The organism is Cellulomonas citrea, assembly GCF_009829685.1.
GTDB classification, from domain to species: domain Bacteria; phylum Actinomycetota; class Actinomycetes; order Actinomycetales; family Cellulomonadaceae; genus Cellulomonas; species Cellulomonas citrea.
Map to the genome: position 1 here is coordinate 1 of NZ_VWSD01000095.1, position 11866 is coordinate 11866.

The window sequence follows — 11866 nt, forward strand, 5'->3', positions numbered from 1 at the left end:
ACCGCCGTGCCCGGTGCGCCCGCCCTCGGTGCGCCCGCCCCGGTGGCCTCACCGGGCGCGGCCGTGCCGTGGCCCGTGACGACCGTCCGCCTCGTGCAGGCGCGCCTCACCCTCGCCCTGACCTCGGGGGAGCACCAGGTGCTCGTCCCCGCGTACGAGCTGACCGACGACACCGGTGCGACGTACGTCGTACCGGCCCTCACCGATGCCGCACTGGAGGTGGTGGACCGATGACCGGGACCCCGCAGCACGAGACCCCGCAGCACCAGGACCCGCCGACCGACGCCTCGACGCAGCCGACGCCGGCCAGCTCGCCACGCACCGGACGACGCAGCGGCCCCCAGCTGACCCTGCTGGTCGCGGGCGCCCTCGTCCTCGGCCTGGGGCTCGGTGCGGTCGGCGGCGCCGGCGCGCGTGCGGCGCGTCCGTCGGGCGGCGGCTCGACACCGATGGCCGACGGTGCGCCGCTCGAGGTCGGGACCGGCGCCCCCGCCGACGCCAAGATGAGCGCACTGTGGGCCGGCTGGCTGGACCGTCGCACCTTCACCGGTTCGGGGCTCTCGCAGGAGGCGGGACGCGCGCACGTGTGGGCGTTCGACACCGCGGCCGCGCTCGACCCCACCGCGGTCACCCGGGCCGCGCGGGCCTTCGGACTCACCGGTGAGCCGACCGCGCAGTGGGGGTCCTGGCTCGTCGGCCCCACCGACGGCAGCGGCCCTTCCCTCTCGGTCAGCGGCGACGGTCAGGCGACGTTCACGTACTCCGACCCGACCACCTGGTGCATCCCGTCCGGTGGTGACGCCACGGTGCTGCCCGCAGCGCCGCCGACCGCCGAGGGGTCAGTGGTCGGATCGGCGCCCGACGGATCGGCGCCCGATGAGTTCGCGAGCTCGGCCCCTCAGGGCGCCGAGGGGTCGAGCGCACCCTCCGAGCCGTACTCCGGGAAGGCGTGCCCGACGGCGACGCTGAGCTCCGAGGACGCCATCTCCCGGGCGCGTGACCTGCTCACAGCCGCGGGGGTGCAGCTCGGCGACGCGCGGTTCAGCGCCACCGGCTCCGACGGTCTGAGCGCGGTGATGGCCGAGCAGGTCCTCGGCGGCTCGACCACGGGCGTCACCTGGTCCGTCGCGTTCGTCGGGCAGACGATCCAGCAAGTCTGGGGGCCGCTCGCCAGCACCGTCGACCTGGGGGAGTACACCCTGGTGAGCCCGGCCGATGCGGTGGCCCGGCTGGCCGACCCGCGCTTCGCCGGGACCGGGCTGGTGATGCCGCTGGACCTCACGACGCGTGCCGTGAGCCCGGCAGTCCCAGGCGTGAGCAAGGGCCTCGACGCGCCCGCCCTGGGTGTGGGGCCGGTCCCGCCGAGCGTGAGCAAGGGCCTCGACGCCCCGACTGCGAGCGAGGGTCCTGAGGTCCCCGACCCGGCGCAGAGCACGGTGCCCACGGCGGTCCCGCTCCCGTCGGCGGGCGCTCCGCTGAGCTGGGGCGTGCGCCCGGTGGTGCTGGTGTCCGCCGAGCTGACCCTGGTGGCGACCCCGCTGGGCGACGGCGCGATGGTGCTGCTGCCGAGCTACCTGCTCACCGACGCCGACGGTTGGAGCTGGCAGGTGCCGGCGGTCAGCGACGCAGGTCTCGGGCTGGCCTGAGCCGGGCGGCGACCAGCCCGCCGAGCCATGCCCCCAGCGCGATCCCCACGGTGTTGAGCAGCACGTCGTCGACATCGGCCGACCGCCCGAGGAACCCCTGAGCGGTCTCCAGCACGACGACGAGCACGAACCCGACGAGCAGCACCCGTCGCGGCCGCCAGCCCCACGCGATCGGTGCCAGGAACGCCGCCGGCGTCCACAGCAGCACGTTGCCGAGCAGGTTCACCAGTCCCAGTGACCTGTTGATGTTCGTCAGCTCGGCGTGGATGCCGGCCCCGGGCACCAGGCTGACGCCGCCGACCGCAGGCCCGGTCGCCAGCCCGGGGAGCACGACGGCGAGCACCGCGAGCAGCGCGCCGACGAACAGGACCCGGCACGCGCTCACCAGCGCCTGGTCGGGTTGTCTGCGGCGCAGCGCGGGCACCGCCGCCGCCCCGGCGACCACGAGCACGAGCGCCGCGAGCAGGGCGAGGAGCGGCACGTCGACGTACCTCGGCAGGTCCATCCCGCGATCCTCGCGCGCCCGGCACCGCCCCACGCCGGTTTCGGGAACCGGGGTCGTCGCGCCGCGACCAGCCCGCCGGGGCACGACATGGCGCCTCGTCCGGCCGGGCCCCAGACTCGGGGGATGGCGCCACCCCACGTCCAGCCCGCCCCGCGGCCCGAGCCCTCACCGTCGGGAGGCCACCGTGCCTGACCGCCCAGGCGTGACGTTGCTCCTGGACACCGCCTCGCTGTACTTCCGCGCGTTCTACGGGGTGCCGACGAGTGTGCGCTCGCCGGACGGGCAGCCGGTCAACGCGGTGCGCGGGCTGCTGGAGATGATCGCCCGGCTCGTCGCCGACCGCCGCCCGACGCACCTCGTGGCCTGCTGGGACGACGACTGGCGGCCGGCGTTCCGGGTCGCCGCGGTGCCGACGTACAAGGCGCACCGGCTCGCGCCGGACGGTGCGGGCGAGCAGGTGCCGCCCGAGCTGGCGGTGCAGGTGCCGGTGATCGCGCAGGTGCTGGCCGCCGTCGGCATCGCCCGGCTGGGCGCACCGGGCTACGAGGCGGACGACGTCATCGCCACCCTCGCCACCAGGGCGGTCGCGGCCGGGCAGCCGGTCGACGTGGTCACCGGTGACCGTGACCTGTTCCAGCTCGTCGACGACGAGGCCCGGGTGCGCGTGCTCTACACCGTCAAGGGGATCCGCGACCTGCTCGTCGTCGACCAGGCCGAGCTCGCGCGGCGGTACGGCGTCGCCGACGGTGCCGCCTACGCCGACCTGGCGGTGCTGCGCGGCGACCCGAGCGACGGGCTGCCCGGGGTGCCCGGTGTCGGGGAGAAGACCGCCACCGCGCTCGTCCAGGCCCACGGCTCGTTGGCCGGGGTGCTCGCGGCGCTCGACGACCCGGGGATGCGCCCGGCGGTGCGGGCTCGGCTGGTGGCGGCCCGCGACTACCTGGACGTGGCGCCCGCCGTCGTCCGGGTGGTGCGCACGGCCCCGGTCGCGCGCGTCGACACACGCCTGCCGCTCACCCCCGCGGACCCGGACGCGCTCGCCGCACTCGCCGAACGCTGGGGGCTGGCCTCCGCGGTCCGCCGGCTCACCCAGGCGCTCGCCGGCTGACCGTCGGGCTCAGAGCGTCGTGTCGACCTCGCTGCGCACCGCGGCGACGACCTGCTCGAGGTAGGCGGGCAACCAGTCGGCACGTCCGCTGCGCCAGCGCTCGGCCACGGCCGACAGCGGGAACACCGCGACCTGCGCCCGGGCATGGGTGAGAGCCAGCTCGCCCACGTGGTCGTCCGAGACGAGCACCCAGCCCAGTCCGGGCACCCGCCGGGTGAGCAGGTCGCCGACCGCGAGCCCGAACAGCGCGATGAGCGGTTCGGGGGGTGCCGGGAGCGACTGGCGGTGCCAGGCGTCGTGCACCCGGGCGAACACGGAGGCCAGGGTCTGCGCATCGGCGGACCCGTCGCACAGGTCGGCGACGAGCTCGCGCTGGGCGGCCATCCACCGCGCCTCGGCACGGCCGACGGGCTCGACCGCACAGCCGGACAGGCCCGGCAGGCAGAACGAGGGCAGCCGACCCGGCCGCCGTCGGACGGGTTCGTGGCCCAGCGGATGACGCTGGCGCGGGACACCGGCCACCCGCAGATCGGGCGATGCAGCCACTGACCGTCTCATGCCCCGCCATCGGCGCACGTCGGACCGATCTTGACAGTGCGACGGGGCTGTCGCCCGGACGGGTGTGCGTCCGGGCGACAGCCCCGATCACTGCACGGCGCGGTCGAGCTGGTGGCGCCGGTCGAACCTTGCTGCGGTCAGCGGACCACGATGAACCCGCCGGTCACGCTCGGCTCGTAGGCGGCGTCGCCGGAGTAGACGGCCAGCACGATCGCGCTGAACCGCAGCTTCGGCGAGGTCACGCTGCCGGTGCCGTTGACGAGCTGGAACGAGTGCAGCGGCTGGAAGTTGACCAGCACCACCACCGAACCGGTCGGGGCGGGGGCCCCGCTCGGACCGCTCACCGTCGCGGTGAACGTCGGTGCGCTGCCGCGCGGCAGCTGCCACGACGGTGTCGACAGGTCGAACGACGGCCGGGCCTTGGCCACCGTGACGCTGGCCTTCGCCGAGGTCGACGCCGCCAGGTCGGCGGTGCCCACGAGCCGTGCCGTGAAGGTGTGCTTCCCGGCCGTGAGCGAGGTCGGCAGCGCGATGCTGGCCGACCCGGTGAGCCCGGACCCGGTGAGCGTCCCGGATGCGACGACCGTGCTGCCCTCGACCACCTCGACGGTGGCCCCGGCCACCGTCGCCGTGTCCGAGCGCACCGTGACCTTGGCGGTCACCGGCGACCCGACCGTCACCCGCGACGGGCTGAGCGACAGGCTCGTGCTCGTCGTGGACGCGGTGATCTTCACCGTGACCGCAGCCGAGGTGGACCCGGCGTAGAGCCCGGAGGTCGGGGTGAACACCGCGGTGAGGCTGTGGCTGCCGCCTCCGAGGGTGACGGTCGCCTTCGCTGTCCCGTTGGTCACCGTGGCGGTGGCCACCTGGGTGGTCCCGTCGAGGAATGCGACGGTGCCGTCGACCTTGGGCTTCACGGTCGTCGTGAGCGTCTGCTGCTGACCTGCCTTGGTGCCACCGGTGACCTTGAGCGTGGTCGTCGTCGCGGTCGGTGCGGGCACCGTGACGTCGACCACCTGCACGCGGGTCTCGGGGGTGGCGTTCTGCGGGAAGAGCAGCAGGGCCTTGGCCCCGGCGGCGCCGGTGCCCTTGTGCGCCGTGATCGTCGACGCGCCGTCGACCAGGGAGGTCTGGCGGCCGACGTTGGAGTCGAACCACAGCGGCGGGTCGTACGGGTCGACCGTGAACGGCGCGACCTTGTCGACGACGCCGGCCGCGGTGGCGGGCCCGTAGTACGAGGTGGTCGAGACCGACAGGGTCGGCTTGGCCCCCTTCGGGATGATGTCCAGCGGGATCGGCAGGACCACGACGGAGTTGTCGAACACCCCGTTGTCCACCGTGCCGTCGAACTCGTCGACGAAGTTCGCCGCGACCGTGTCCCCGGTGCTCAGGGAGATGGTCCAGGCGATGGTGAGATCGGCGTCCGAGACCTTCTTCACGTAGGTCTGGTAGTCGTTCGTGCCGTCGCCGTCCACGTCGATGTCGACCACCGGGGACGCTGCTGCGCCCAGGCTGGCCCACTCGCCGTTCACCGCGATGCCGACGTTGAGCGACCCGGTGCTCGGGTCCTCGCCGGCGGCTGCGGCGGCCGGTGCGGTGGAGCCCCAGCCGACGTAGCGGATGTCGGAGGACGCGATGGCCGACGGTGAGGTCGTCTTCGGGTCCGCCGGGTCGAGCGCCGGGCTGGTCGCTGCCAGCACGAGCGGGGTGGCGAAGGAGTACCAGCCGCTCGCGGTGTTGAGGCTGCGGCCGGTGATCTGCAGGCCGGCGGTCGGTGCGACCGGGTCGGCGAAGGTGAGCGCCGACGAGGTGAGCGCGCTCACCGGCTTCGGCACGGCCTGCACCGGGACCCGCAGCTCGGTCGAGCCGGAGGTCAGCACGAGCCGGCCGGTGAGCCGGGTGACGTACTCACGGTCGACGCCGGACTGGGTGACGGCCTGCGTCGGGTCGATGTCCCGGGCGAGGGTCGCCGGGTCGGCCGTGAGCGTGAGGGTCACCTGGGCGCTGCCGCCGGCCGGCACCGTGATCGAGGCCGGGCTCGCCGTGATGGTGGCGCCGCCGGCCGTCGTCGAGGTGCTGAACGAGGTCGCGTAGGTCTGGGTGCCGGACCCCAGGTTGGTGACCGTCACCTGCTTGGAGATGGTGACCGTGGAGTCCGCGACCGGGACCACGCCGAAGGAGACCGAGGTCTGCTCCGGGTGCTCGGTGTTGTACGCCAGGACCGTGTCCTGCACCGCAGCCAGCGCGTCCACCCGGCCGGAGCCGACCCGGGCCGGTCCGTAGACCGTGCCGGTGCGGTTCGGGCCGGTGTACAGGTCGTGCGTCGCGGTGTTGACGATCGCGGCCTTGACCTGAGCCGGCGACCAGTCGGGGTGGGCCTGCCGGACGAGGGCGGCGATGCCGGCCACGTGCGGGGAGGCCATCGAGGTGCCGGTGAGGTTCTGCGCGCCGTTCCCGGTGGACGAGGCGACCGACACGATGTTGGTGCCGGGTGCCGCGACGTCGGGCTTGGCCCAGCCGAGCAGGCCGTGCACACCGCGCGACGAGCTCGGGTTGACGACGTCGGGCGTCGAGGCGTCCTGCACCGCGCCCTCGAGCGACGGGCCGATGTGCACCGTGAGGGTGCCGGCGGCCGCCTCGGCCTCGAGCGCCTTCGTGCTGGTGGCGGTCAGCTGGGCGACCGGGATGTGGGTGCTGCCGGTGATGCCGGCGGCGAACACCGTCGTGTCGTTGCTGAACACGGCGCCGACCGCACCGGCCGCCGCGGCGGCGTCGGAACGTGCCTTCGAACCGCACGCACGCGTGGAGTCGTCGGAGTCCCACCACAGCCAGGCGATCTTGCCGGCGACGGCGGCCTTCTGCTCGTCGGTGAAGCCGGAGCAGCCGTCGAACCGTGCGCCGAGGTAGGCCACGGGGGCCGTCGCGTCGGGCTGCGGTGCGGTGTACGCCACCGAGTTCTGCGCCGCCCACGTGGTGACGAGGGCCGGGTCGGAGGCCGCGGTGACCTGGACCCCCGCGTAGGGCTGCGGGCTGCCGACCGAGTTGGCGACCGCGATGGTGCTCGCGGCGTTGCCCGGGGAGCCCGCGATGTCCTCCACGTCGCCGCCGTTGCCGGCGGAGGTGACGACGGAGACGCCGAGCTTGGTCAGCCCGTCGATCGCGAGGTTCTCGGGGTCGTCGGCCGGGGCGAAGTCCGAGCCGAGCGAGAGGTTGAGGACGTCGAGGTGGTCGGACAGGTCACCGTTGCCGTCGGGGTCGGCCGCCCAGTCCAGCGCGGGCAGCGTGAGGTTGGTGGTGCCACCGGCGTCGCCGAACACCTTGAGGCTGTAGAGGATGGCGCCCGGTGCCGAGCCGGGGCCGACCTTCCAGCCCTCGAGGTCGGTGAGCGTGGAGTAGTCGCCGCGGAACGTGGTCCCGTCGGCCTGCACGCCGTAGCCGGCCGCCGTCCCGGCGACGTGGCTGCCGTGGCCGGAGTTGCTCGAGGTGTACGGCGAGTCGATCGGGTTCGGGTCGGGCTGCGGGACGCTCGTCGGGATGTCGGCGTTGTACGTCGGACCGGCGAAGTCGTAGCCGCCGGCGAACTTGGCCGGGTCGGTGAGGCTCGTGTCGATCGGGCCGGTGCCGTCGGTCCCGTAGGCCTTCTCGTAGGCGGCCGGGGTGCCGGGGCCGCCGAAGTCGGCGTGCGTGTAGTCCAGGCCGGTGTCGATGACGCCGACCCGCACGCCGGTGCCGAGCACCCCGGTGTCCTGCCAGGTCGCCAGGGCGTTGGTGAACGCGACCGTGGCGCTGTTGTCGATGCTCTTGGGCGTGACGCGGTAGATGCCGGAGACCTTGGAGCTGGCCGCCAGGGCACGGATCTGCTCGGCGTCACCGGTGACGAGCGTCCCCGACACCACGTTGACCGTGGTGGAGACCCGCTTGGGGGTCGCGGAGCGGGCGTTCGACTCGGTGAGCTCGGTCGGTACGACGGCAGCGGCGGCGGCCTCCGTGGTGGCCTTGGCCTTCTCGACCTGGGCCGCGGAGCCGCCGCCCTGCGCGACGTCCACCGCGGGCGTCGTGGTGAGCGTGACGAAGGCGGTGACGGTGCCGGTGGCCGTGGCCAGCTCGGGCGCCACCTTCGTGCCGTGGAAGGACTTCGGGGACGAGGCGAGGGAGTTCACCCCCGGGGGGCTGTCGGCCGCCCATGCGGGGCCGGTGCCGACCAGTGCGGTGCACGCCGCGACGAGCGCGGCTGTCGCAGGGGCGAGGAGACGACGGTTCATCAGCACATCCCAAGGGTGGAAGGACCGTCCCGGGCGTCATGCCCGAGTCACACCGCGGTCACAGGTGTTGCGACGCACGTTAGCGGCAGATCAGTCGGTTCGTCCCGCTTTGGCTGACATCATCTTGGGGACGAAACAGGTGTGACGCGCCCCTCTCGCGCAACCCCGGGGGCTAGGACTAAGGTCCGCCAGGGTAGGCAACCCTTAGTCATAGCGTCGCTGGTCATGGACCTGAGTCGTTGTGCCGTCGGGGCAGCCACCCGGATCGTCGACGTCGACGTCGAACCCGGGATGCGGCGCCGGCTCGGCGAGCTCGGGCTGCGCCCCGGCGCCGTCGTGCAGGTGACCCAGGACGTGCGACGGCAGGGCCGGGTGCTCGCCGTCGGGGCCGAGCGGTTCGCGCTCGACGTGCGCACCTGCACGCTCATCGCCGTCGAGCCGGTGGGCGCCGCCGAGCCGGCCCTCGAGCAGGCGGCCCGGGCATGAGCTGTCACGAGCCCGCACAGGTGCAGACCCCCGTCGCCACGCTCGGCCGGCGGGCCACCGTCGCCCTGGTCGGCAGCCCCAACGTCGGCAAGTCGACCCTGTTCAACGCCGCGACCGGCGCCCGCCAGCAGGTGGTCAACGCCCCCGGGACCACGGTCGAGCTCGCCACCGGGCGGTGGCGCGAGGCCGACGTCACCCTCGTCGACCTGCCCGGTGCCTACTCCCTGCTGCCCCGCACGCCTGACGAGCAGGTCACCGCCGACGCGGTCGCGGGCCGTGGCGGCCCTGGCGAGATCGACGTCGTCGTCGTGCTGCTCGACACCACCGCGATCGCGCGCTCGCTCTACCTGCTCGGCCAGGTCGCCACCGCCGACGTCCCCGTCCTCGTCGCGCTCACCATGCAGGACGTGGCCGCCGCCCGCGGGGTGCTCATCGACGCGGACGTGCTGGCCGCCCGGCTCGGGGTCCCGGTGGTCGCGATCAACCCACGCACCGGCGACGGGCTGGACCGGCTCGCGGCCACCGTGCAGGAGACCGTCGCCGACCTGGCCGGCGCCCCCCGCGTCGCCGGCCCGGCCCGGACGACGGCGGCCGGCGCGGCACACCCCGGTCCGTCGAGCGACGGGGCGGACGTGGCCGACGACGGCGACGCGCGGCTGGCCGACGCCGACGCGCTCTTCGGCTGGGTGCAGGACGTGCTCGCCGAGGTGCAGGGCCCGACCCCGGCCGACGGCGTGCGTGCGGTCGCGCGCACCCGCTCCGACCGGGTCGACGCGGTGCTGCTGCGCCCCTGGGTCGGGGTCCCCGTGCTGCTCGCGGTCATGTGGTCGCTCTTCGAGCTCGTCACCGTCGCGGCCACCCCCCTCATGAGCTGGGTCGACACCGTGGTGAACGGCTGGTTCGGCGGGCTGGTCCGCACCCTGCTGTCCGGGCTGCCGGACTGGGTGAGCGGGTTCGTCGTCGACGGGGTGCTCGCCGGGGTCGGGACCGTGCTGTCCTTCGCACCGCTCATGGGGCTGATGTTCGTCGCCGTCGCGCTGCTGGAGGACTCCGGCTACCTCGCGCGGGCCGCGTTCGTCGCCGACCGGGCGATGCGTGCGCTCGGCCTGGACGGACGGGCCGTGCTGCCGCTCGTCATCGGCTTCGGCTGCAACCTGCCGGCGCTGGCCGCCACGCGCACGCTGCCGCACGCCCGGCAGCGGCTGCTCACCGGGCTGCTCGTACCGCTCACCTCGTGCACCGCACGGCTCACCGTCTACGTCATGCTCGCCGCGGTGTTCTTCCCCGACAACGCGGGCACCGCCGTCTTCGGGATGTACCTGCTCTCGGCGCTCCTGGTCATCGGCATCGGCACCCTGCTGCGGCGCACCGCGTTCCGCGACCTCGCGCGTGAGCCGTTCGTGCTCGCGCTGCCGGCCTACCAGCGGCCCCGGCTGCGGGCCATCGCGACCTCCACCTGGGTGCGCGTGCGGTCCTTCGTCACCAAGGCCGGGACGATCATCGTCGCGACCCTCTCGGTGGTGTGGGTGCTCATGGCGCTGCCCGTCACCGGCGGGCACCGACTGGCCGACGTGCCCGTCGAGGACAGCGTCTACGGCTGGGTGGCCGACGGGGTCGCCCCCGTGTTCGCCCCCGCCGGGTTCGACGACTGGCACGCCTCGGCCGCCCTCATGACCGGGTTCGTCGCCAAGGAGGTCGTCGTCGGCTCGATGGCGCAGAGCTTCGCCGTCGCCGAGCCGGAGGACCCGAGCCTGCCCGGTGACCTCGGCACCCAGCTGCGGGCCACGTTCACCCGCACCTCGGGCGGTGCGCCCGGTGCCGCGGCGCTCGCGTTCATGGTGTTCGTGCTGGTCTACACCCCGTGCCTGGCGACGCTCTCGGAGCAGGCCCGGCTGTTCGGGGCCCGCTGGACGTGGGCGGCGGTGGCCAGCCAGCTCGTGCTCGCCTGGGTGCTCGCGGTGCTCGTGTTCCAGGTCGGGAGGCTGCTGTGAGCCTCGTGGCGGACGTGCTGCGCGAGACCGACCGAGGGCTGAGCCCGCAGCGGGTCGCCGCGAGCCTCGGCGTCCCTGACGAGATGGTGCGGCTCGCGCTCGAGCACGCCGAGCGGATCGGGCTCGTCGTGCGGCCGGGCGGTTCGGCGTGCGGTGGCGGGTGCCCGCCGGCGGGGGAGCGGTCGCCGGCCTGCGCGGGGTGCCCGCTGTCGAGCGGCCGGGCGGGCTGAGGCCCCGTCCTCGTCGGCCCGTCCCGACCGCCGGTCGTCGGCCCGGGGTCCCGGTCGCCGGATGACAGACTGCCGTCGTGGCACTCACCACCTCCCTGCCGTCCGGCGCCTCCACCGCCGACCTGGTGCACGCCCTGCGCGCGTCCGTCGCGGGGCAGGTGGAGGACGACGTCCGCCGCCGGGCCGAGATGTCCACCGACGCCTCGAACTACCGCGTCGTGCCGCAGGTGGTGGTCGCCCCGCTCGACACCGACGACCTGCTCGCCGCCCTCGCCGTGGCCCGTGAGGCCGGGGTGCCGGTGACGGCCCGCGGCGGCGGCACCTCGGTGGCGGGCAACGCGATCGGCACCGGGGTGGTGCTCGACCTCGCCCGGCACCTGCATCGCATCGAGGACCTGGACCCGCAGGCCCGCACCGCCCGCGTGCAGCCGGGTGTGGTGATGTCCGCCCTGCAGACGAAGGCCGCACCGCACGGGCTGCGGTTCGGGCCGGACCCGTCGACGTGGACCCGCGCGACACTCGGCGGGATGATCGGCAACAACGCCTGCGGCCCGCATGCGGTGGCCTACGGGCGCACCGCGGACAACGTGCTCGAGCTCGACGTCGTCGACGGCACCGGACGGCGGTTCACCGCGGGTGCCGGCGACCTGAGCCCCGTCGCCGGGCTCGACGCGCTCGTGCGGGCCAACCTCGACGTGCTGCGCACCGAGCTGGGCCGGTTCGGGCGGCAGGTCTCGGGCTACTCCCTGGAGCACCTGCTGCCCGAGCGCGGCACCGACCTGGCCAAGGCGCTCGTCGGCACCGAGGGCACGGTCGTCACGGTGCTGGGCGCCACGCTGCGGCTCGTCGAGCAGGCGCCGGCGCCGGTGCTCGTCGTGCTCGGCTACCCGGACATGGCGGCCGCGGCCGATGCGGTGCCGGCGCTGCTGCCGCACGCCCCGCTCGCCGTCGAGGGGATGGACGCGCGGCTGGTCGACGTCGTGCGCCGGGTGCGGGGGGCTGCGGCCGTGCCCCCGCTGCCCGAGGGCGGCGGCTGGTTGTTCGTCGAGGTCGGCGGGGCGGACGTGGCCGCGGCGACGG

The 11866-nt window shown here is 74.6% G+C and carries 10 protein-coding genes; 7 read left to right on the forward strand and 3 right to left on the reverse strand.

What is annotated here, in order from left to right:
- Both F2B26_RS10965 and F2B26_RS10970 read left to right on the forward strand, forming a co-directional pair.
- On the forward strand, nt 1-234 hold a 234-nt coding region (locus F2B26_RS10965; protein WP_159809266.1), incomplete at its 5' end, for a hypothetical protein.
- Nucleotides 231-1646 carry a hypothetical protein gene (locus F2B26_RS10970; RefSeq protein ID WP_159809269.1) on the forward strand — a complete coding sequence of 472 codons (1416 nt, stop codon included), beginning with the start codon at nt 231-233 and terminating at the stop codon, nt 1644-1646. The genes F2B26_RS10965 and F2B26_RS10970, both read left to right, overlap by 4 nt.
- On the opposite strand, the gene F2B26_RS17450 is transcribed toward F2B26_RS10970, so the two are convergent.
- Nucleotides 1618-2151, reverse strand: a complete 534-nt coding sequence (locus tag F2B26_RS17450) for a VanZ family protein (protein ID WP_235929616.1) — start codon at nt 2149-2151, stop codon at nt 1618-1620. The two genes, F2B26_RS10970 and F2B26_RS17450, sit on opposite strands and share 29 nt — an antisense overlap.
- A gap of 184 nt (nt 2152-2335) precedes the next feature.
- On the opposite strand from F2B26_RS17450, the gene F2B26_RS10980 reads away from it, so the two are divergent.
- Nucleotides 2336-3259 (forward strand): 5'-3' exonuclease, encoded by a 924-nt coding sequence (locus F2B26_RS10980; RefSeq protein WP_235929617.1) that lies wholly within the window; start codon nt 2336-2338, stop codon nt 3257-3259.
- Nucleotides 3260-3268: 9 nt separating this feature from the next.
- On the opposite strand, the gene F2B26_RS10985 is transcribed toward F2B26_RS10980, so the two are convergent.
- Nucleotides 3269-3805, reverse strand: a complete 537-nt coding sequence (locus F2B26_RS10985) for a DUF3806 domain-containing protein (RefSeq protein WP_159809275.1) — start codon at nt 3803-3805, stop codon at nt 3269-3271.
- A gap of 149 nt (nt 3806-3954) precedes the next feature.
- Nucleotides 3955-8079 carry a S8 family serine peptidase gene (locus tag F2B26_RS10990; protein WP_159809277.1) on the reverse strand — a complete coding sequence of 1375 codons (4125 nt, stop codon included), beginning with the start codon at nt 8077-8079 and terminating at the stop codon, nt 3955-3957.
- Nucleotides 8080-8304: 225 nt separating this feature from the next.
- On the opposite strand from F2B26_RS10990, the gene F2B26_RS10995 reads away from it, so the two are divergent.
- The 4 genes from F2B26_RS10995 to F2B26_RS11010 all read left to right on the forward strand — a co-directional run.
- Nucleotides 8305-8565: a FeoA family protein gene (locus F2B26_RS10995; protein ID WP_159809279.1), complete on the forward strand. Its 261-nt coding sequence runs from the start codon at nt 8305-8307 to the stop codon at nt 8563-8565.
- Nucleotides 8562-10556: a ferrous iron transport protein B gene (gene feoB, locus F2B26_RS11000; protein WP_159809281.1), complete on the forward strand. Its 1995-nt coding sequence runs from the start codon at nt 8562-8564 to the stop codon at nt 10554-10556. Before F2B26_RS10995 ends, feoB begins: the two co-directional genes overlap by 4 nt.
- Nucleotides 10553-10786, forward strand: coding sequence for a sugar metabolism transcriptional regulator (locus F2B26_RS11005; RefSeq protein WP_159809283.1), 234 nt, complete (start codon nt 10553-10555; stop codon nt 10784-10786). Before feoB ends, F2B26_RS11005 begins: the two co-directional genes overlap by 4 nt.
- Before the next feature lie 77 nt (nt 10787-10863).
- On the forward strand, nt 10864-11866 hold a 1003-nt coding region (locus tag F2B26_RS11010; RefSeq protein ID WP_235929618.1), incomplete at its 3' end, for an FAD-binding oxidoreductase.